Origin of the sequence: Psychrobacter sp. Rd 27.2 (assembly GCF_001921755.1) — a bacterium.
Classification (GTDB): domain Bacteria; phylum Pseudomonadota; class Gammaproteobacteria; order Pseudomonadales; family Moraxellaceae; genus Psychrobacter; species Psychrobacter celer.
This window is the reverse complement of sequence record NZ_MRYB01000007.1, coordinates 19711-41881: the sequence shown is the minus strand read 5'-3', so window position 1 is coordinate 41881 and position 22171 is coordinate 19711. Positions and strand designations below refer to the sequence as shown.

Genomic DNA, 22171 nt, shown 5'->3' with positions numbered 1-22171 from the left:
ACGCGCTAAGATGAGTGATCGCTTGGCTTTGCATGTTTTTGCATGGTTGTTTCGTATAATTAACCATCAGCCCAGATACCATAAGTCGCTAAGCGGATTGATTAATGATACCTGGAGTTGGGCTGGCAAGGATGGTATCGGTTTGCGTCTGACGCAGCGTATCGAGCTTGCTGGCCACCGCCTCGTCATGTAATGCCAACACTTGAATCGCCAGCAACGCGGCGTTATATGCGCCTGCCGTCCCAATAGCGAGAGTGCCGACCGCCACGCCTTTTGGCATCTGTACGATAGAGAGTAGGCTGTCCCAGCCGCTGAGCATGGAGGACTTGACCGGTACACCAAAGACAGGGAGCGGCGTTTGGCTGGCACACATACCAGGCAGATGTGCCGCCCCGCCAGCACCCGCGATAATCACTTGTAGGCCATTGTCTTTTGCACACTTGGCGTAGTCAAACAATCTATCAGGCGTACGGTGCGCTGAGACCACTTCGCAATCAAAGGCAATATCAAAGTCGGCTAGTAGCTGGGCGGCGGCGCTCATGGTGGCCCAATCAGATTGTGAGCCCATGATGATGCCGACTTTTGGCTGGCCAGCAGGAGAGGCGATAGGATTAGGTTGAGTCGTAGCTGATTGGGTGCTCATGATGCGATATCCTCAAAAAGACCATCATACAAAAGTTTTGCCGCATTCGTAAAGCCAAGATTGAGGTTTCGCTATATTATCGCGTCTTTGACCCCTCAGGCATCACAGAAGCGTCAGCAGGTAGCGCTCATCATACGCGGTCTTAGTGCTGATCGTGACGATACTGTACAAAACTATCTGCGGTGAGTGGTAGTGGTTTGGTCGTATCAAGCTGATAGCACGTTAGATAGCCGCTGTCTACAGCGGCAGAATAATCTGTACAAGCGACTTGCGCGCTGAGCGGCTCAGGCGTACCTGTCAGCCAATAATGCCCGACAAACACAGGTTTGTGGGTTTTTAAGGCAAAATCGATATTATCAGCCAAGACGTCTTGAGGAATCTGCGCCAATGCCGAAGCGGGCGCGCGAGCAACTTCATACAGCGTACGCTGGTTCAACGCATCCAGCCACCAGCGTACCCGTACCCGCTTGCGCTCCGTGCCTTCTTTATCGACCATCACTAAGCCGTCTGGCAAAGGTGTCTCCACACCTTTTAGCACCCGCTCTAGCGCATCAAAGGCTGTGCTAAACTCACGCGAGGTCACCTCAAGCGCATGCGGCGTCAAACAATTATCTGCGGTGAGCAACGGCTTTAGCACAGCCATGCTATCTACATCCCAGCAAGCATGGACAAAACAGGCATAGTCAGTCTCGAGCCACAACGGAATCTCATAAAAACGCTTAAGCCAGTACTGATGCGCCGCCGAGCCAAAAGGCACCTCTGCCAAAAACGCCTCGTGTTGACGGGTATGCACCGTATCGTGCGAGCGCAGATACTCGCCAGGCGCGTCTGGGTCGGGTGTGGCAAAAGCCAGCGCGTTATACTCATGATTGCCCATCACCGCATCGGCGACATCAGCATCTAGCATGGCAAACACAATCTCCAACGTCGCCACTTGCTGTGGCCCACGATCCATCAAATCGCCAATAAACAGCGCTCGATGACCCTCTGGCGGCACAAAGTATTGACCATTATGGACATAACCCAACTGTTTAAGCAAACCGACAAGCTTGTCCGCGTAGCCGTGAATATCACCAATAACATCTATAATCATAATAAAACAACATAAAGGAGAAGTTATGCGCTTATAAAAACGCAATACATAGAAAGTCAAACCATCAATGAGATGATTGTCTATCGGTCATTATCAGCCATAGCCATAGCGGCGCTAAAAACCTGGCGACAGCAGCGCGTTGATAAAGTGCGGCAAGACACGCGGCTCTAAAACAATCGTGGCCACCACCCCAAACGCGCCGCCCCACATATGTGCCATATGATTGATATTTGAGCCGCCGCGCCTATCTGCATAAATACTATAAGCCACGTACGCTACTGCAAACAAAATCGCCGGAATCGGAACAATGGCAAATAAGTAAAGGCTTTCCCACGGTGCCAGCAAGATAAAGGCAAACAGCACTGCTGAAACCCCGCCTGACGCGCCAAGACTCAAATAGCTGGCATTGTTTTTGTTTTTTAGATAGCTTGGCACCATAGCGATAACAATGGCAAGCACATAAAACACCACAAATCCATAGCCAAACAAAAACGGCTGGTACAGCCCTTCGATGGCGCGACCAAAAAAATACAGCGTAAACATGTTAAACAATAGATGCATGCTGTCGGCATGGATAAAACCATGTGTCACAAAACGATCCCACTGTCCGTTGTTTACCGCTGGCGGATAAAAAATAAAACGGTTAAACAAGCGTTTGTTTTGCCATGCCAACAAGCTGATGATAACCGTAATAATAATGATAAGAGTGGTATGGTTTAACAAAGAAAAATCCTTAGGCCGCGCCTGATGTATGACAATGCGAGAAATGACAACGTTCAAAGCCTAAGCGTTACGGCTGCATAAAAACTGACGATCGTTACTAACTTCATAACCAAGGGTTTATGATAAATTGATTTTTTTAGCGATAGTCTGCTTAAAAGTCAATACGCTAAAAATGCGCTCTTAGAGGGATATATTTTACTTATCGACTGTGTTTACTGAAGCTATCTGACTTTATTTTACATAACTTAAGTCTAGGTAATCTCAGCATAAGCCATATTTATCCCAGCCATGCGCTAGTGGTGTTATATTTTATAGTGAACCAAATTATCGCTGATCGAGCACCGAGGTAAGTCATAATACTAACAGTAGTTGAGCCAATGCCAAAACCTATTATGTGACAAAACGCTGCGTTTTTATGCTTTTCTGGTGAATAATGTAGCCATGCAATGATTGATAGCAGTCAAACCTGACTTAGGTAGTGTTTGAGCTGGCATGAGTTTGAGCTAGCATGATAGGTCATCAATGTCGATGTGATTTTGCTACACTGGCGCTGTTATTGAAAGCATACAGCCAGTACTTTTTCTTTACCGATACTGCTTTTCAATAGCGTCAACCCTAGTCATAATAAAATACAAGCTTGTCATTTTGTAAATTTCCATCAATGGCCGATAGAGGCAGTCATCTATGAGTATCATCGATCAACTAGAGCAAACCGTGACCCCAGCTGTCTTAGGTGAGCAGGCGAGTCACCAAAGCGTGGCTTATATCAGTTTGCTTGAGCAGTTCTATGCGGTTTTGGCTGCCCGTTTGGCGCAGCCAGATATATACTCTGAGCTATTGCGTAGTGATGAGACAATCAGTACAGAGGCGGCTGTAGAGCGTCCGTTTTTTGTGCAGCTATGGCCAGACTCTGCCGTACAGCAAGGGATGATACAAGCGCTGGCGGCCGATCATCATATTGATGAAACTGCGACCAAACAGCTACTGACAAATGCCGCGCCGCTGGTCTATCGGGAGCTTATGATCTTGGCAAATGGTCAGTTTTTGCCCGCATTTCTACAGCAGCAGACGTCAGCGCTGCGCCAATATTTACCGATATGGTCAGCACCTATCATCACCGCAGCAGCCAGCGGCGGCTTAACGAATTTTGAGATGGCTACCAATGCGCCTATTAACCCAAACGATACCGATGACTCTGATGCACGTGCCTATGATACACAGGGTTCTGAGGGGCGTTTTAATAAAGCAGGTAGCGCTATCCACGCCAGTCCAGCGGCGCATCATCTGGCCGAAAACATCAGTCTAAAGCAAGAAAGAGTACGCAGCCGTAATCAGCGCCGCGACTTGTTGGTGCGGGTGTTTTTGTTGTTGCTGGCGGTGGCTGCGCTTGGCCTTGCTTTATGGGCGTTTGTCCTAAAACCCAATAGCGCGCCGCCAGCCGAGCCTGTTGTCACCGAGCCTGTGGCCGTGCCGCCTGCGCCTGAACCAGTAGCCGCGCCGACGCCTGTTGAGCTTATCGTAGGTGTGGACGATAGTGGTAGTTTATACACTTGTAGCGCGATTGTCGGTGATACAGCACTACAAAACACCTTACAGCAAGCGCTCAGATCAAGCTTTGGCGAGCAGGCAGCGATCTGTCAGTTTACCGTACAACAAGGGGTTGCCAACAGTATTGCCAACCTACCAGCAGAGCTATTGCCCAATGTGTTGACGATGCTGAGGTCCACGCCCTTTGCCCGCTTGCATCTACAAAACGATCGACTTACGCTAGAAGCGCCAGATGCCATGCTGCTACAGCGTTTGCTCAGTGAGATGCGGACTTTGGTGCCAGCCATGGTCATCGATAGTACCGCGCCCATCCCTTTACCTGATGCCCCGAACGTCGCAACCAGCGAACTGGGTGATGCTGAAGGTCTGAGCAATGATCAATACCCCAATAATGCTACTGGTGCTGGCGAATATCAGGCGGCAGACGATGAAACAGGCGATAGCGTCATGCCTGCGCCCAACAATAATGCCAGTATACCTGCCGATACGCCCAACACTGCCCCTAATAACTTGCACAGTAATATACCGACTAACAATATACCGTCTAATAACAATACGTCTAATAACAACCAAACTAGGCCGTCAGGCCCTATTTCGCTATCAGAGGTAGATGAGATGGCAAGTAGTGTGATCGTCGCCGAGCCAGCACAAGTTAGGTAGCGATGTGATCGCTACAGATGGCTCGTTTTACTAAACAGTTATCTCTGTGTTTTCCTTTAAGTCTTTCTCTAAGCTTTTGTCGGACAGTCGCATTTGGGCGGGTCGCAGGGTGGGATAGTTACGTGTCTCAACTGAAACATTACTTAACGTAGCATTTGCACAACAACCTGTTGATTGTGAACGGATACTTAATACTTTTATAATAACAAAAGTTGAATGTATGAGTTGAACCTACAAAGCGTTGAACTTATAAAGTATTGTTAAAAAAAGCATTGTGAAGAGTGTAATTACATAAATAGGTATTAACGGAGGAATTATCCAATGGATATTATCAGTCATCTAACACGGACCGTCAGCCCTGCAGTACTAGGAGATGATCACAGCCCAGCCAAAGAAAGCTTGCTTGAGCAGTTTTATGCTATCTTTGCCGCGCGTCTTGCTGATCATGATACTTATGGACGCTTTGCAAATGAAAACATCGCCCGTGACGATCAAGAGTTTTATGACCGCGTCTGGACAGAAGGCGCTCACCGCGATCAAATCTCGCGTGAGCTGGCGGGCAAGCACAATGTCGATGCTACCGCCGCTCGCGGCTTGATTGCGATGGCAGCACCGCTCGCATTTCATGAAATCAAAAGTTTAGCAGGCACCACACCTGTGCCGCAGTTCTTAAATGATAATTTGGCCAGTTATCAGCATCATATTCCTGCATGGGCAAGTACGGTCTTGCCAGCTGGCATGTTGGCGGCTACCCCAGCTGCGGGTGGTACTCGTATCTCTGATACCACCAGCACCGCACCATTGCAGCATACCGAAGAAGAAAAAGGCAGCTTTATGAAAGCGCTGCTACCGATTATTGGTTTGATCATTTTGGGGGCGCTGGCATGGGCGCTACTCAGAGGCTGTCAAGAAAACCCTGAACCTGTTGCCACACCAGTTGCCAGTGAGCAACAAGCAGCAGGCAATGAGCAAGTAGCAGTTGCAGCAGATGTAGAGCCTGCTTCACTGCGTATCGCGACAGGCGAAAACAATGAGTTGTATGCCTGCCGTATGAATGCCGGTGACGAAACCCTACAAAGCAAAGTGATGAATGCGTTGACTGCCGCATTTGGCGATGAAGCCAATAAATGCCGCGCAGACGTCGATGATAACTTTGCCACCGATATGCCAGCCGCTGCTCAGCTTGCTTCTATTTTGCCCATCGTCAAAAACGTACCAAACGCCAGTATGGTCATCAAAGGTGATACCATCACCGTTAACGCCCCAGACGAGGCAGCATTACAACAGCTAGTGACCGATTTACAAGCGGCTGCGCCTGCCATGACTGTCCAAGCGGAAGGCCCACTGGACTTACAAGGCGAGATTGACGACAGTCTAACGGCCGCTGATGCCGCTATGACCAACTTGGGTGACAATCCAGACCCTCGTGATGTGGCGCGCGCCTTGAGCATACAAGTGATTAATTTTGAATTAGACAAAGCGATCATCCCTGATGCCAACAAAGCGTTACTGGACCGCGCGGCTAAAATCATCAATGAAGTACCAGATATGGAGCTGATGATTATCGGCCATACAGATAGCCAAGCATCTGACGACTACAATATCGAGCTGTCACAAGAGCGCGCCGATGCTGTCAAAGAGTATTTGGTCGCCCAAGGGGTCGATGCCAGCAAACTGTCCATCAAAGGTATGGGTGAGTCAGAGCCAATCGCCGATAACTCAACTGAACAAGGCCGTTTCCGCAATCGCCGCATCGAGTTTGTCGTCAATGATGAGATCAATGTAGCAAATGAAGGCATGGTAATCAGTAACGATGCGCTTGATCCAGACTTAAACCCGCTAGATAGTAACAACGATGACTTATTGCCAGATGGTGATGATGTCACTCAAGGTAGCGCTATCGATCCAGCAAATTAATATCAGCTGCGTTCAAATATCAGCTACTCTTAAAAAAACCGCATTTTAAAATGCGGTTTTTATTTGTCAAAAATGCAATGATCACAAAATAAAGTATTGAATCTAGGGCGTGCCCTCATTTTAAAAATGGCGATAAAAACGAGCAGCGCTTATTTATAAGCGGTAGGGTCTATTGTGTCACTAGCAGAATGATTAGCAGGGGTCTCGGCCGCTGCAAAAAACGCCTGCGTCACGTTTTGCTTGGCTTGCTGCCAGTGGTCAAACTGCTGACAAGTTGACTCAAGATCGCCTTGCCATGCAGGTATCTTGCCGGACATAGATTTGACACGGTTTTGGTTGGGATAGGGCAGCTCTTGCGCTGCTTGGGCGGCTTCATGAGCCGCGATACGGTCATTGCAGACCAAAGCAATATCGCAGCCTGCGTTGATGGCCGCTTTTACCCGCGCACTGACATCGCCTGCCGCCTGCGCACCTGCCATCGACAAATCATCTGAAAACAGCACGCCATCAAACTTTAACTGCTCGCGGATGATGTCTTGTAGCCAAATCTTTGAAAACCCTGCAGGTTTATTATCCACTTGCGAAAAAATCACATGGGCGGGCATCAGCGCATCGAGCCATGGTAGGGTTTGGGCAAAGGGCTGCATGTCACTATTGATGATCTCATCTAAGCTGCGATTATCGATCGCTTCTGCCACGTGTGAGTCAGGTGCGATGGCACCGTGCCCAGGGAAATGTTTGCCTGTGGTCGCCATGCCAGCGGTTTTCATGCCGCGCATAAACTGAGAGGCCAAGGCAATGATGGCTTGCGGCTCTTGATGAAAGCTGCGATCGCCGATGACTTGGCTGATACCGCCTCTATCAAGCACAGGCGCAAAGCTTAAATCAATCCCCACGGCCAGCACCTCTGTCGCCATCAGATAGCCGCAGTCATAAGCGAGGCTCAGCGCCTGCGCCGGATCTTGCTCAAACCGTTCACCCAGCTTGCCCATCGCTGGCAAAGGGCTAAAGCCGTTGCGTAGTCGTGCCACGCGTCCACCTTCTTGATCGACGCCGATCAAGATATCAGGGTTATGGTAGCGTATATCATCACACAGCTGGCGCACTTGCGCGGCGTCAGTGACGTTGCGGGCAAACAAAATCACACCGCCGACTTGTGCTTGTTTGATTAAGCTGACATCTTCAGCGGTCAGAGCAGTACTATCGATATCAATCATTAAAACGCCATACATTGCGTTATCCTTTTTGGTTATTACTTGATAAGTGGTTATCTTAAAATGCGACTGTTACTGTTATTTAATAGAATTGACAATAAGGAGTACTAAGGTGGGTGACGGTGTTTGTGAAGACTGTACCGTTTAAGCCCCATCGATTCGTTACAGACACGCCTTAGTATATTGTGTAGATGGCCTTATTATGACAGTTATTAGGCACGGCGTATAATGCGCCAGATAAATGGCTTTAAATTGATGGGCTTATGGGGTTTAATGAGTGATCTCGTCGATGTACGAAAAGCGCTAGCAGCGCAAAGATGGACTGCGATAAATATGACAGAAAGTTTGGTACAGAGCGGCGTAGCGTGTAAGATTGTTTATACAGTTTAAGACAGTTTTATATGGATGCTCGTGATAATATTGATTGATTTTTCACGATATTTTAATGCTATCTGGTCACTTCTGTATAGAATGCCGTATAGGTAGTCAGCTATTACAATCACTACAATCTGCGATACCAATGATTGTAATAACAGAGAGGGTATCAAGATAGCAGCAGAGCAAAGCCTTCTGGATTTTTACAATAACGATATTATTACTCACTTAAAAAACTAGGTATATATGATGAAAAAACAACCAGCACAGTGGTTACTCAGTGCAGTGTCAGTGGGCATCGCCGGTATTATTTTAACCCAAAGCTATAGCACCGCTGTGGCAGAGACCAGCACCGAAGGCTTTGTACAGACACCTGAACAAAAAGTCACTACGCGCCAAGTCGCCGCCTTGCTAGATCGTAGTCATTATCTCAATCAGCCACTCGATAGCAAAATGGGTAGCGAGATTTTATCGATGTATATCGATAGCCTAGACCCCAATCACACCTTGTTTTTGCAATCTGATGTCGATGAGTTTAAGAAAAAATACGCCGACGAGTTTGGCGCACGCCTCAAGCGCGGAGATTTGTCGGCGGGGGTAGAGATATTTGAGCGTTATCGCAAGCGCTCAAGTGAGTACTTCGCCATGGCAAGTAAAATGCTCAAGACCGATATTGATTTGACGGGTGATGAGACCATCGTTTTAGACCGTGAAAATCTTGGGCATTTTAAGACCAAAAAAGAGCAACGTGACTACTGGACGCGCCAGCTAAAATTTCAGCTGATCAGCATCACCTTGGGGCAAGAAGACGAAAAAGCCAAAGAGCAGGTGTTTTTAAACAACCCTGATATCACGCGTGGTCAAGACCTCGTCCGTGATGACAAACGCACACCAAGTGAGATATTACTCAAGCGTCTCACACGTCAGCAAGAGCAGTTTAAACGTCTCAAAGACGATGAAATCATGGAGACGATTTTAAATACAGCGATGCTGACCTATGACCCACACAGCAACTATTATGCGCCTATTCAAGCGACTGAGCTGCAAATTCAGTCGAGCTTGCAACTAGAAGGCATTGGTGTATCTATTCGCCCAGATCGCAAAAACCCAGACTATACGCGCATTGTCACGCTAGTCGATGGTGGTCCTGCAGCCAAAACTGGCCAGATAAAGCCCAATGACTTGATCGTCGGTATCGCCAAAGACGGCAAAAACATGACCGATGTGGTCGGCTGGTCGACGCGAGAGATTGTCAGTTTGATTCGCGGTAAGCGCGGTACCTCAGTGACTCTCAAACTACGCCAGCCCAATACGCCAGACTCAAGTGCTCGCACCGTGACGGTGGTGCGCGATATCATTCAACAAGAAGAGTCGGGCGTCAAGCAGCGCGTCGTCGAAGTACAGCGTCCTAATATTGACAAAACGGCCAAACGTATCGGTGTGCTTGAGATACCAAGTTTTTATCTCAATTACCGCGCACGGCGCAATGGCGAAGACTATCGCAGCGTCAGCATCGATACCGAAAAGGCGCTAAAAGCCCTTAATAAAGAAAATATCGATGGGCTTGTGGTGGATTTGCGTAACAACCCTGGCGGCTCTTTGGATGAAGTAGCCAAGATGCTGGGCTTTTTTATCAAGAGCGGGCCGCTCGTGCAGATTCGTGACAACCGTGGCAACATCCAAGTCTACCGCGACAATGATGGCGGCGAGCAGCTGTATGATGGCAAAATGGTGGTACTGACCAACTTAGCATCTGCCTCGGCCAGCGAAATCTTTGCTGCCGCTATCCAAGACTACGGACGCGGACTGGTCGTTGGTAGTACGACCACCGGTAAAGGCTCTGCTCAAATCCAGCTCGATAGCCTAGCGCTTGGGACAGCGACCTTGACCCAGCGTAAGTTTTATCGTGTGACGGGCGGCAGTACGCAAAACAAAGGTGTCGTCCCAGATATCGAGCTGGTCAATATCTATGATGATGCGACCTTTGGTGAGCGCGCGCAGAAAAAAGCCTTGCCTTGGGACACCATCAAAACAGCGCCGTACAAGCCTGAGGGCAAGTTTAGCAGCGATACCTTGGCGACACTCAATCAACAATCCAAGATTCGCCAACAGCAAAACCCGCAGTTCGTCTATCTCTCAACGCTCAATGATATCCGTGATATGGAAGATGAGAAAAAACCCATTCGCTTAGATATCAATAGCCGCCGCGCCAAGATGCAGCTGATCGAAAAACGCTCGCTTGAGGCAGAAAACAAGCGTCTGATTGCAACGGGCGAAAAGCCTTATAGTGATTGGAATACCTATCAAGCGGCGATGGATGCAAAGTTTGAAGAGCGCAGTCAGATGAAAGCCAATGAGCGCCCAGAGCTGCCAGAGGACGAAGTCTTTATCAATGAAGCTGCCTATATCATGTTAAGCGCAGAACCAAAGCAGCTGCTGAGCCCTAAAGAGGCGCTAGAGAAATGATGAGTGCTATCGAAACAACAATAGTATGTAAGCATATGCTTACACCGATTGACGTTTCGACCTCTTACTTACGATAGGGCAATCTGCGATTATAACTGTACGGCACGATTGAACGGAACGGTTCATGGATACTAGGGATTGGTATCTTAAAGGTCGCATCAGGGATAGGTGGTTTGCTGATTAGGGATGATAAGGCTGGATGCCTGTCAGTTATGAGATACCCCGGGATTAGGTATTTGATAACATTAACATGGATGGTTAGTGATAAAAGCCGCATAATGCTTGTCGTTATGCGGCTTTGTTACGTCTAAAGGATGGCGATTTATTGATAAACCATTGCGCCGCTCTCAATGACGCTTGTGCTAGCATGGTTCGGTCAGCTGCTAAAAACGCTGCTCCCACAAAAGCATCGTATAAACGAGCAGGCACAAAACAGCAGGCATAAAAAAAGCCGACTCAATTGAGTCGACCCTGTTGGCCAGTTGGCTGATATATCTTATAGCCACCAGACCTTTTACTGCTTACCAAATGCAAGTAGCGATTAGTGCTGAACGCCACCAGCGCCATGTACATGGCCGTGGTTTAGCTCGTCTTCAGTAGCAGCACGTACTTCTTGAATCTCAACATCAAACGTCAAACGCTTACCAGCCAATGGATGGTTGGCATCGACAGTGATTTCTTTGTCGTTTACTGCCGTGACGGTCACTAACATCACTTGGCCGCCCGCTTCTGACTGGAACTGCATACCAGGCTGGATATCGTCGACACCTTGGAAGTTTTCACGTGGCACGTGCTGTACCGCTTGCTCTTGGTACTCACCGTAGCCGTCAGCAGGCTCTACGACAGCGTTTACTTTTTCGCCAGCAGATTTGCCTTCTAGTTGTTTTTCTAGACCTGGGATGATATTGCTGTGACCATGTAGATAGGCAAGTGGTTGACCTTCTGGTGACTGGTCAAGGATGTTGCCTTCGTCGTCTTTTAGCGTGTAATTGAATGTGACGGCGGTGTCTTTTGCGATAGTAGTCATAAAATATCCTAAATATATCGATGTAAAAAATTAAATACGGTTGCAATAAACCTAAAAAAGCCAATCAGCCAGCCAAATAGCCACGTCATTAGTCAATTATCATCAGTTTATTTCGGTTTGTAAAAGTAACTTTAGCAGTTAGCATCTTTAATTGAGATGGCTTTGATAACTTTCAAGGCAAAAAACAGAAAAAATGCCAATTAATCACGTTAAATAGCTATTTTTTTTGAAATATAAACGGATGGGCTCGTCATATGCCTGAACGCTCCAGTATAAAACGCTTATCAGTTGCGTTTTGTCTGTAGGGCTTCTACCATAATGATAACCATAAAAATGAGACAAGAAAATGACACAGATTACCTCAAAGACCAATGAGCAGCCAGCCAACTATGATGCCAACGTACAGAGCACAGCAGACATCGATATTCGTTATCGTTTTGATTTTGCCCGTTTTGCTGAGCACTTGGTGGATGTGACGCTGAGCTTTACCGCCAGCACCGATGCGCCGCAGCTTTGGCTACCTGCATGGATACCAGGCAGCTACTTGATGCGCGAGTTTGCTCGCAATATCACCGCTGTCCATTATCAGGTGCTAGATGAGCAGGATACAGCTCGTGATATGTCGTCACAGCCTTACCGTGGCCAAAAAATAGACAAGCACACATGGCAGCTCCCGCAGATAAAGGCAGGACAGAGCGTCAGCGTTCATTATGAGGTCTACTGTTATGATCTGTCGGTGCGCACCGCCTACGTCGATCAGCAGCGACTGTATGGCAATTTTACCTCGCTTGCATTGGCTGTTGAAGGACAAGAACAGCAAAAGCTGCAAGTCAGTCTCATCGTTCCTGCAACGTTTTTGGCAGATAAAGATGAGGCGCGTGTTTGTCTGGCAATAGGCATGGACTACACAGAGCTGCAGCTAGAGGGGCAGCTGTGCTTTGCGCTACAAGTGCCAAGCTACCATGACTTGATTGACTATCCGTTTGAGATTGCCGAGCAAGATAGGTTTGATTTTATTATTCAAGACAGTGCGCATCAGACGCTGCGTCACCGTTTTTCTCTGTCAGGCAAGCACAGCAGCAATATGGGCAGGTTGCAGCAGGACATCACTCAGATATGCCAGAGCTATGTAGACTGGCTAGGCGATGCGCCTTTTGCAGATTATACCTTTATGACCTTTGCTAGTGGGCAGGACTATGGCGGGCTTGAGCATATCAATTCTACCAGCCTGATCACCCCGCGCCGCGACCTACCAAGTGTCGATGAGCCAAAAATACCCAGCAGCGATTATCAGCGTTTCTTGGGCTTGTGTAGTCATGAGTACTTCCACGCATGGTGGGTCAAGACGGTGCGCCCCGATGTGATGCTCGAGGTTGATCTACGAAAAGAGGCGTTTACGCCTTTGCTGTGGGTGTTTGAGGGCTTTACCTCCTATGTGGACGACTTTATGCTGCAAGCATCAGGTGTCATCGATAAAGCCAGCTATCTGAAGCTGCTGACTGAGCAAATCAATCGCTACTACCAGACGCCAGGACGCGCATATCAGAGCGTGGCTGAGTCGAGCTTTGATGCTTGGATTAAGCTGTATCGCAATGATGAAAACACAGGCAACGCAGGTATCAGCTATTATAATAAAGGCGCCTTGGTGGCGCTTTGCTTGGATTTGACTTTGCTTGAGAAAACCAAGGGTCGCTATCGCTTGTTTGATGTGATACAGGAGTTCTATCGACAGGCCAAGCAAAATGACAAAAAGCGCATCGGTATCAGCAGTGCCGATATGGGCGCGGTCATCAGTCAGTTTATGCCGCTTGATGTCTGGCAGAACTTTGAGCGCCGCTACGTCAATGGCGTTGAGGCGTTGCCGATACAGACATTGCTGAGTGCCAATGGTGTCAAGTTACATGTCAATAGTAAGGAGACGGCGGACAAGCATGTGCCTTGGGGTATGCGCTGTAGCGACACCCCAGCAGGTCTCAAAGTCAATCGAGTCCTACGCGGTAGTGCGGCGGCGCGTGCGGGTATCTCCGCCCATGATGTGATCGTCGCCATCGACGGTATCAAAGCCGATGCCAAACAGCTATCGTCTCTGAGTACGTCTGCGCGCAAGATTGACTGTCATTTGTTTCGCCGAGATGAGCTGATGTCGGTCACCGTATTACCCAAAGCGGCCGCTGAGAAGAAAAATGCAGCAGTAGATACTGAGCAAGACAGCCTCTATCAAGATTGCCCTTATAAAGTCACTTTGCATCTTGCAACGCCCACGAGCACATCGCCCAGTGATGAGGCGGCATCGCCAACCCAAGCAGGCTGGCATACATGGCTAAATGTGTGGGCAGATAGGTAGGCTAAAGTCGCCCTTTCTTTGTCTGAGAGTAGATTAGAGGCTAAGGGCTAAAGACTGTTCGCTGTGTCGCCAAAGAGAGGCTTGGTGACACAGCTGCCTTGCTATGTTTGTGTGTATTTACGACTCACCATCTTTGGCAGGTGCTGTAGCAGGCTCCTTAGACGGCTGAGATTGAGACGATTGAGCTTGATCGTCTGACGCGTCAATCATAGAGTCCGCATCTGCATTGGTATTGGTCTCAGCGGCGTCCGCACTGCGGTTTGCAATCCAGTTTTGCATCAGCTCAATCTCAGCTTGCTGGGTGTCGATGATGCTTTGTGCCAACTGGCGCATCTCTTCGTCAGTGCCGTACTTGAGCTGTACGTTGGCCATATCTACCGCGCCGATATGATGCGGCAGCATACCGCGAGCAAACGCCATGTCTGGCTGCGGGTCGGCGATACCAAGCACCATATCACCGTGTAAGACATCCATGCTTCTGGCATAGGCCTGCTGCATGGCTTCTGTGTGCGGGTTGGTTTTGACGGTGTCGGGGTGGCTGGCAAGCCACTTATTTAACGTATCGAGCTCTAGCTGCTGGGCGTCAATGACGTTTTGCGCCAGTTGCCGCATGCTATCATCTGTCCCGTGTTTTAGCTGGATTTTTGCCATCTCGATCGCCCCGCGATGATGACCAAGCATGGCTTTGGCAAACGAGGTATCAGGATCGTTATAACCCATACCGATCATCATCTCATCGTGCATACGTGTCATCGCCCTCGTATAGTCTCTGAGCATATCGGTCATTTGAGTCTCGTTTGCTGCATCATCTTTAGCCAGCCCATCATCCGTTTGTGCATCAGCTGGGTTGACCTCTAGGTCGGTCATGGGCGGCGTTGCGGTATCGCTAGGCGTCGCCTCATCTTCAGTCGCCGGCTGACAGGCGCTTAATATCAGCGCAGCAGCAATACTGGTGGCAAGCAAAGAAAAGCGACGAGAAGCAATCATGATATATTCCTATTATAAAGCGGCAATGATAAAAACAGACGAGTGATGAGATAATATCCGTAATGTGCTGAATCTTAACAGATAAACCTTACCAGTTCGAGACATGATGTTTAGAGTGCGTGCCCAATCCCTAATTGTCGACAGCGCTCGTCATTCAGATGAATACGGACAAACTCACCGACCCCCAAACGGCCTAACTCAAACCCTGCAACCGACCAGCGTATCAAACGCAGACAAGGCAGACCCACATGAGCGGTCATACGCCTGACTTGGCGGTTTTTGCCTTCGTAGATGGTCAGCATTAGCCAAGACGTTGGGACGTTTTTGCGTTCACGTATCGGCGGATTGCGGGGCCATAAGGCTATTGGCAAGTCCGCCTCTGTGACCATCTGGGCGAGTGCAGGTAAGGTTTTACCGTCTTTTAGGTGCACGCCTTCGCTCAAGGCTTGTAGCTGTGTAGGCGTTGCCATCCCCTCGACCTGTACCAAATAGGTCTTGCCTTGCTTGTGCTTGTCTTTTTTAAAGCTCGCCGCCGATGGTGGCTGGGTAATGGCTTTGTTGACTCGGCCATCACTGGTCAAAATCAGTAGCCCCTCTGAAGTTGCATCAAGCCGGCCCGCCACTCGCAGCGACTTATCGGTAAAGTATGCCGATAGGGTGGCGTGGTCATTATTACTGTCGTCACGGAACTGACTTTGCACCCCATAAGGCTTATTGAACAAAATGAGACTAGAGCTCGGCATGATGTAAACATTCCTAAAATAAACTGACAAAGCGGTCAAAGGGCACTATGAAGTATAAAACAAGTATAAACAGCGCCGGTTGTAACCGTTGGTGTGGTATCGGTTTTAAGTGCTGCGACTATAACACCGTCCCATCAGCGAATAAACACCATGTTATTATTATGGTTTTATGTCTTTGACATCCTGATAGGCACTATAGTCAATCCGATATAAAACGACACAACGTTTCATTGGAGCGCATTGATAGCCACGTATTCGATTTTAAACAATAAATGGCGAAGCAGCATACAGTAACGTCTCATCAAAACCCTAGCATATAACGCCTTGTGATTTGTTAATACTGTATAAACTATCTTTATAATTATGCTCGTTATGGGCCAATTGTGTTTTTGTCCTCTATGGTTTAGGCAGGTTTTGCAGTATGGTAAATGACATAAGGAGTTACTCATCAGATTGGCAAAAGTACGATAAATGACCAAGATATATAATTAAATAACTCATAATTAAATCATTAAGGAGTGTTACTCATGTCCTACGATAAAGTGATCGTCCCAAGAGACGGCGAAAAAGTCACGGTAAATGCTGACTTGTCTTTAAATGTGCCCAATCATCCGATTATCCCTTTTGTCGAGGGTGATGGTATCGGAGTCGATATCACGCCTGTGATGATAAAAGTCGTCAATGCAGCAGTGGACAAGGCTTATCATGGCAAAAAATCCATCATTTGGATGGAGACCTATCTCGGCGAAAAAGCGGCAAAAGTATACGATGGGGATTATTTGCCCAACGAGACGCTGGAGATTTTAAAAGACTATGTCATCAGTATCAAAGGACCATTGACGACTCCAGTGGGCGGCGGTTTTCGCTCGCTCAACGTCGCGGTACGCCAAGAGCTCGACTTGTATGTGTGCCAGCGACCCGTGCGCTGGTTTGAAGGAGTGCCAAGCCCAGTGCAGCATCCCGAGCTGACAGACATGGTAATCTTCCGCGAAAACTCAGAAGATATCTATGCTGGCATCGAATGGAAGGCAGGCAGTGATGAGGCTAAAAAAGTCATTAAGTTTTTAAAAGAAGAGATGGGCGTCACCAAGATTCGCTTTGATGATGACTGCGGTATCGGCATCAAACCTGTCTCAAAAGAAGGCTCGCAGCGCTTAGTGCGTAAGGCCATTCAGTATGCCATCGACAATGACTTGCCTAGTGTCACCTTGGTGCACAAGGGCAATATCATGAAATTTACCGAAGGCGCGTTTAAGGATTGGGGCTATGAGCTTGCCGCCGAGCGCTTCGGTGCCGAGCTATTGGATGGCGGGCCTTGGATGACGATGAAAAACCCAAAAACAGGCAATGACATCGTCATCAAAGACGTCATCGCTGATGCTTTTTTGCAGCAAATCCTCATGCGCCCTGCTGATTATTCGGTGGTGGCGACGCTCAACCTAAACGGCGATTATATATCCGACGCCCTCGCAGCAGAAGTGGGCGGCATCGGTATCGCACCAGGTGCCAATAAAGGCGGCGCAATCGCGGTTTATGAAGCGACGCATGGTACGGCGCCCAAATACGCTGGACAAAACAAGGTCAACCCAGGCTCGCTTATCTTATCCGCTGAGATGATGCTGCGAGACATGGGCTGGACGGAAGCGGCCGATTTGATCATCAGCGGCATCCAAGGTGCTATCGCTAATAAGACAGTGACCTATGATTTTGAGCGGTTGATGCCAGATGCTATTTTGCTGAGTACCTCTGAGTTTGGTAAAGCCATTGTCAAGCACATGCACGCTTAAACGCCGGGGCATGTCTGCAACTTAATCAATGCGTCTTTACATAAGGACTCACCCTAAAAATAAGCAAAAAAACACCCTTTAGATTTCAGATATAAAGGGTGTTTTTTATGCTAAAAGTGGGCGTAAAGGCTTAAATACATCCTTTACGCCCAGCGCTCAGGCATATCAGCGGCGCATCAGATTATAATGAGGCGATCGCTTCGTTGAACAACGTGCTTGGACGCATCACTTGCTCAGCCAGTTTTTCATCGGCTAAGTAGTAGCCTTTGATATCTACCGACTTGCCTTGGGCATCATTCAACTCTTTGATGATGGCCGCTTCGTCACGCTGCAGTTGTTCTGCCAGCGGTGTAAACTGTGCTTTTAGCTCGCTATCTTTGTCTTGAGCCGCCAGCTCTTCTGCCCAGTACATCGCTAGGTAGAAGTGGCTGCCACGGTTGTCAATCTCGCCTGTCTTACGCGATGGTGACTTGTTGTTTATTAGCAGTTTTTCTGTGGCTTTGTCGAGGGTATCTGCCAATACTTGCGCTTTGGCATTGTTGTCGTTTTTGGCCAAATGCTCTAAAGATTCGGTCAAGGCTAAGAACTCGCCTAGTGAATCCCAGCGCAAGTGGTTTTCTTCTACCAACTGCTCGACATGCTTTGGTGCTGAACCGCCTGCACCTGTCTCAAACAAACCGCCGCCTTTCATGAGTGGCACGACCGATAGCATCTTGGCACTGGTACCAAGCTCTAAGATAGGGAACAAATCTGTTAAGTAATCACGCAAGATATTACCAGTAGCAGAGATGGTGTCTAGACCGCGAGCGACGCGCTCTAAGGTATAACGCATGGCGCGAACCTGAGACATGATTTCGATATGTAGGCCATCGGTGTCATGGTCTTTTAGGTACATTTTGACTTTTTTGATCAGCTCGTTTTCGTGCGGACGGTATGGGTCTAGCCAGAAGATCACTGGCGTGTCTGACTCACGGGCACGGCGTACGGCCAGTTTTACCCAGTCTTGGATCGGGGCATCTTTGGTCTGACACATGCGCCAGATATCGCCTTTTTCGACGGCTTGCTCCATGAGGACTTCACCAGTATCCACATCTACGATACGCGCGATACCAGCGTCGCTTGACTCAAAGGTTTTGTCGTGTGAGCCGTATTCTTCAGCTTTTTGAGCCATGAGGCCGACGTTTGGTACTGTACCCATGGTGGTTGGGTCAAAGTTGCCATGCCATTTGCAGAAGTTAATCATTTCTTGATAAATACGCGCAAAGGTAGACTCTGGCATAACCGCTTTACAGTCATACATTTTGCCATCCGCGCCCCACATCTTACCGCCGGAGCGAATCATCGCAGGCATTGAGGCATCGACGATCACATCGCTTGGTGAGTGGAAGTTGGTGATGCCTTTTGAGGAGTCAACCATCGCCAGACGTGGACGATGTACTTGACAAGCATGCAAGTCGCGCTCAATCTCTTCTTGTAGAGAGGTTGGCAGCTCTTTGATTTTGTCGTAAAGTGATGCCATACCGTTATTGACGTTAATACCTAACTCATCAAAGAGCGCACCATGTTTTTGAAAAGCGTCTTTATAATACGTTCTGACCGCGTGACCGAAGACGATAGGGTGAGATACCTTCATCATCGTGGCTTTTACGTGCAATGAAAATAAGATACCTGCTTCGCGGCAGTCTTCCATTTCGCGCTCATAAAACTCAAGTAGCGCTTTTTTGCTCATAAACATCAGATCGATGACTTCTTTGTCCAACAAAGCAATCTCTGGCTTTAGGACTTTGGTGGTGCCATCTTCGAGCAACAGCTCCATACGTACGGTACGAGCCTTGTCGAGGGTCATCGATTGCTCGCCGTCATAAAAGTCGCCGCTGTGCATGTGTGAGACGTGGGTGCTTGACCACTGTTTCCACTCACCCATTGAGTGCGGATGCTTACGTGCGTAGTTTTTGACCGCTTTTGGCGCGCGGCGATCAGAGTTACCTTCACGCAGTACGGGGTTGACCGAGCTACCTAGTGCTTTGCCGTAGCGCTTACGGATGCTTTCTTCTTCCTCAGTTTTTGGCTCATCAGGGAAGTCAGGTAGGGCATAGCCTTTGCTTTGCAATTCCTTGATAGCGGCTTTTAGCTGCTGTACTGAGGCACTGATGTTCGGCAGTTTGATGATGTTGGCATTTGGGTCTTGGGTTAGGCGACCTAGCTCTGCGAGGTTGTCAGCTACGCGCTGCTCTTCAGTGAGGTGCTCAGGGAATTCGGCCAACACACGCGCGGCCACAGAGATATCGCTGATATCGACAGAGACGCCTGCTGTCTTGGTAAAGGCTTTGACAATCGGCAAGAATGATAAGGTCGCCAGCGCTGGGGCTTCGTCAGTTTTTGTATAAATAATTTTTGACATATTAGTAGAATATTCCTATAGGCTGTAGTGAATAATAAAGCTCAAATATAATGCTACAAATCGTTAAACGACATATCGTTAAATAATACTATGCAATAGCAAACGCTATGGTTCGATCCCGTACATTATATGTAGTCTCTTGCAATGGTTGAGGCTACTTAAGTTTCTTGTTGCTGTTGGCTAGCCTTTATAACCGTAGTGGCTAGCTTTGATTGGTTTTTATTCAAAAGGCGCTTGCAATGATGATATCACCATCTAAAAAAAGCGACCTAAAAGCAAATGGCTAAGAGTATATTATAAAGGATCCACTATAAATTCGATACGGTGTCAATCCTATATCATGAACTAAGTATACTGTTTTCGCTTATGTCCTATGTACCAAAATTATATTAAGCTAAGAACAGCGTTATTCTACCAGTCATCCGCTTTTATATCATCCCTTCCCAGCGATTACTGTCATTTCATGGGTGCTTACCCGTTATCAATTAAGTAAATCCAAACCGTGCGTCATTCTTATTTGCCAGATTCCCAAACCTCTATTATCAATTCTTATTATCAAGCGTCATTCTAAAACCGCGCCTTTACTGTCAGTGGTTTTTATAAAATGGTGAGTGTGCTTTGCAAATTGTGACAGCAAACCGGCAAAAATTTGCTAGGCTATTGTAGGTGAGGGCATACCTTTGTCTCACATATAGCGACAAACCTGAGCTAAAGCGGCGATGGCTGATATTTGCTGCCGTTTTGACGCGAGCAGGCATCTCACCATGTTTGGCTGTCTCTTATAAGTGATTGACTGATATACGCCCTAAATAAAAAATTGACACACATAGAGCGGCTAGAGTGACCATGAGCATACGTTTAAAATACGCACTGATGAGTGATACCAGCTGGCAGCAGATGGCAGAGTGGCAAACGCCAGACACGCCATTTATGTCCTTTGATTTTTGGCAAGCGCTGGCAGACACGGGCGCCATCGGTGAGCAGGCAGGCTGGCTACCGATATATGTCTTGATCCATCAGGTCGATGAGGGTACAACGCCGCCAAACGCCGCTGACATCAAAAACAGCAAGGCACACTCTGACGGTGACAATAAGGCATTAGCTGCAGGCGACAAGGTATCCGTCACGCATCCTATAGCGGTGCTGCCAGTCTTTATTAAGGGTCATCACCGCGGTGAGTTTGTGTTTGATCATGCTTGGGCAGAGGCCTACGCGCGCTATGGTGTCGACTACTATCCGCGGCTGGTCAGTAGCGTACCTTATACGCCGATTACCGGTCAGCGGTTTTGGCTGGCTGATGGCGAGCGCCTGCGTGCCGATATCATAAAGACCGCCCTAGTAGGCGTAGATGATATTGCTCAGCAAGTGGGGGCATCAAGCTGGCATGGACTGTTTGTCACGCCTGAGCTGGCCGATATTGTAGCTGCCGCCATGCCGACAGATAGCGATGTCAGGCGTGCACTGGCGGCGCAAAAGCAGGGCGGCGCAGCGGCGGCCATCGACATACCGATACTGGAGCGTCAGGGCTGTCAGTTTTTGTGGCAAAACAAAGAACTATTAAAAAACGCACAGCCATTTGCAGATTTTGAGGCGTTTTTGGCAACGTTAAGAGCCAAAAAGCGCAAGACCATCCGCGCTGAGCGCCGCAAGGTCGGCGAGCAAGGCATCCGTTGTCAGCGTAAATGCGGGGATACGATTTGTGAGGAGGACTGGCACGCTTTTTATCATTGCTATGTGATGACCTATGCGGTGCGCGGCCAGCAGCCTTATTTAACGTTAGATTTTTTTATGGCGTTGGCCGCGAGTATGCCTGAGCACCTGATGCTGGCTCAAGCGCGTGATGCGCATGGTGATATCATTGCCAGTAGTTTGTTTTTGTACGATAAGCCCGATAGCAAAGGCGCGACTTTATACGGTCGCTATTGGGGCGCGTTGGCGGATTATGACAGCTTGCATTTTGAGCTGTGCTATTATCAAGGCATCGAGTTTGCTATCGAGCAGGGTTTGAGCTATTTTGATCCAGGGACGCAAGGCGAGCATAAGCTGGTTCGCGGTTTTATACCGACGACCACCCACTCGTTGCACCGTGTTTATGATGGGCGGTTTGTGCCAGCAATTGCGGACTTTTGCCGTAGAGACAAAGAGCATATGGCCGAGTATCGCCGACGAGCATTTGACGCCTTACCGTTCAATGCTGATAATATGCCCGCCGCTGCTGCCAGTCGCTAGCGCTGCTCTCATCT

At 48.3% G+C, this 22171-nt stretch carries 14 protein-coding genes; 6 read left to right on the top strand and 8 right to left on the bottom strand.

Annotated elements, in window-relative coordinates; translation table 11 throughout:
• Nucleotides 1-88: 88 nt before the first annotated feature.
• The 3 genes from purE to BTV99_RS07510 all read right to left on the bottom strand — a co-directional run bounded on the left by purE (nt 89) and on the right by BTV99_RS07510 (nt 2459).
• Nucleotides 89-643 (bottom strand): 5-(carboxyamino)imidazole ribonucleotide mutase, encoded by a 555-nt coding sequence (gene purE / locus BTV99_RS07520; protein ID WP_075101763.1) that lies wholly within the window; start codon nt 641-643, stop codon nt 89-91.
• A gap of 142 nt (nt 644-785) precedes the next feature.
• Nucleotides 786-1736: a metallophosphoesterase gene (locus tag BTV99_RS07515; RefSeq protein ID WP_075101762.1), complete on the bottom strand. Its 951-nt coding sequence runs from the start codon at nt 1734-1736 to the stop codon at nt 786-788.
• Nucleotides 1737-1850: 114 nt separating this feature from the next.
• Nucleotides 1851-2459, bottom strand: a complete 609-nt coding sequence (locus BTV99_RS07510) for a rhomboid family intramembrane serine protease (RefSeq protein ID WP_075101761.1) — start codon at nt 2457-2459, stop codon at nt 1851-1853.
• 684 nt (nt 2460-3143) lie between these two features.
• Here BTV99_RS07510 and BTV99_RS07505 point away from each other — a divergent pair.
• Together BTV99_RS07505 and BTV99_RS07500 are read left to right on the top strand one after the other, a co-directional pair.
• Complete coding sequence (locus BTV99_RS07505) at nt 3144-4667, top strand: hypothetical protein (protein ID WP_075101760.1); 1524 nt, start codon at nt 3144-3146, stop codon at nt 4665-4667.
• 321 nt (nt 4668-4988) lie between these two features.
• Nucleotides 4989-6584 (top strand): OmpA family protein, encoded by a 1596-nt coding sequence (locus BTV99_RS07500; protein ID WP_075101759.1) that lies wholly within the window; start codon nt 4989-4991, stop codon nt 6582-6584.
• A gap of 149 nt (nt 6585-6733) precedes the next feature.
• Here the strand turns inward: BTV99_RS07500 and nagZ are convergent, their stop codons facing one another.
• Nucleotides 6734-7816 (bottom strand): beta-N-acetylhexosaminidase, encoded by a 1083-nt coding sequence (gene nagZ / locus BTV99_RS07495; protein ID WP_075101758.1) that lies wholly within the window; start codon nt 7814-7816, stop codon nt 6734-6736.
• 606 nt (nt 7817-8422) lie between these two features.
• Here nagZ and BTV99_RS07490 point away from each other — a divergent pair.
• Entirely contained in the window at nt 8423-10639 is a 2217-nt protein-coding gene (locus tag BTV99_RS07490; protein ID WP_075101757.1) for a carboxy terminal-processing peptidase, read from the top strand.
• 541 nt (nt 10640-11180) lie between these two features.
• Here BTV99_RS07490 and BTV99_RS07485 read toward each other — a convergent pair.
• Nucleotides 11181-11666: a peptidylprolyl isomerase gene (locus BTV99_RS07485; RefSeq protein ID WP_075101756.1), complete on the bottom strand. Its 486-nt coding sequence runs from the start codon at nt 11664-11666 to the stop codon at nt 11181-11183.
• A gap of 346 nt (nt 11667-12012) precedes the next feature.
• Here BTV99_RS07485 and BTV99_RS07480 point away from each other — a divergent pair, with 346 nt between their 5' ends.
• Nucleotides 12013-14010: a M61 family metallopeptidase gene (locus tag BTV99_RS07480; RefSeq protein ID WP_075101755.1), complete on the top strand. Its 1998-nt coding sequence runs from the start codon at nt 12013-12015 to the stop codon at nt 14008-14010.
• A gap of 117 nt (nt 14011-14127) precedes the next feature.
• Here BTV99_RS07480 and BTV99_RS07475 read toward each other — a convergent pair whose 3' ends face one another.
• Complete coding sequence (locus BTV99_RS07475) at nt 14128-14997, bottom strand: DUF305 domain-containing protein (RefSeq protein ID WP_075101754.1); 870 nt, start codon at nt 14995-14997, stop codon at nt 14128-14130.
• A 110-nt stretch (nt 14998-15107) separates the two neighbouring features.
• Nucleotides 15108-15740: a pseudouridine synthase gene (locus BTV99_RS07470; protein ID WP_075101753.1), complete on the bottom strand. Its 633-nt coding sequence runs from the start codon at nt 15738-15740 to the stop codon at nt 15108-15110.
• A 527-nt stretch (nt 15741-16267) separates the two neighbouring features.
• Here BTV99_RS07470 and icd point away from each other — a divergent pair.
• Nucleotides 16268-17527, top strand: a complete 1260-nt coding sequence (icd, locus tag BTV99_RS07465; RefSeq protein ID WP_075101752.1) for an NADP-dependent isocitrate dehydrogenase — start codon at nt 16268-16270, stop codon at nt 17525-17527.
• 181 nt (nt 17528-17708) lie between these two features.
• Here the strand turns inward: icd and BTV99_RS07460 are convergent, their stop codons facing one another.
• Entirely contained in the window at nt 17709-19928 is a 2220-nt protein-coding gene (locus BTV99_RS07460; protein ID WP_075101751.1) for an NADP-dependent isocitrate dehydrogenase, read from the bottom strand.
• A gap of 852 nt (nt 19929-20780) precedes the next feature.
• On the opposite strand from BTV99_RS07460, the gene BTV99_RS07455 reads away from it, so the two are divergent.
• On the top strand, nt 20781-22157 hold the full coding sequence (locus tag BTV99_RS07455; RefSeq protein WP_075101848.1) for a GNAT family N-acetyltransferase: 1377 nt from the start codon (nt 20781-20783) through the stop codon (nt 22155-22157).
• The last annotated feature ends 14 nt before the right edge of the window (nt 22158-22171 follow it).

Coding starts and splice junctions, on each gene's coding strand:
- BTV99_RS07500 (WP_075101759.1), top strand. CDS start 4,989: ATGGATATTATCAGTCATCTAACACGGACCGTCAGCCCTGCAGTACTA.
- BTV99_RS07485 (WP_075101756.1), bottom strand. CDS start 11,666: ATGACTACTATCGCAAAAGACACCGCCGTCACATTCAATTACACGCTA.
- BTV99_RS07470 (WP_075101753.1), bottom strand. CDS start 15,740: ATGCCGAGCTCTAGTCTCATTTTGTTCAATAAGCCTTATGGGGTGCAA.
- BTV99_RS07480 (WP_075101755.1), top strand. CDS start 12,013: ATGACACAGATTACCTCAAAGACCAATGAGCAGCCAGCCAACTATGAT.
- BTV99_RS07460 (WP_075101751.1), bottom strand. CDS start 19,928: ATGTCAAAAATTATTTATACAAAAACTGACGAAGCCCCAGCGCTGGCG.
- BTV99_RS07515 (WP_075101762.1), bottom strand. CDS start 1,736: ATGATTATAGATGTTATTGGTGATATTCACGGCTACGCGGACAAGCTT.
- BTV99_RS07490 (WP_075101757.1), top strand. CDS start 8,423: ATGAAAAAACAACCAGCACAGTGGTTACTCAGTGCAGTGTCAGTGGGC.
- BTV99_RS07505 (WP_075101760.1), top strand. CDS start 3,144: ATGAGTATCATCGATCAACTAGAGCAAACCGTGACCCCAGCTGTCTTA.
- BTV99_RS07475 (WP_075101754.1), bottom strand. CDS start 14,997: ATGATTGCTTCTCGTCGCTTTTCTTTGCTTGCCACCAGTATTGCTGCT.
- nagZ (WP_075101758.1), bottom strand. CDS start 7,816: ATGTATGGCGTTTTAATGATTGATATCGATAGTACTGCTCTGACCGCT.
- purE (WP_075101763.1), bottom strand. CDS start 643: ATGAGCACCCAATCAGCTACGACTCAACCTAATCCTATCGCCTCTCCT.
- icd (WP_075101752.1), top strand. CDS start 16,268: ATGTCCTACGATAAAGTGATCGTCCCAAGAGACGGCGAAAAAGTCACG.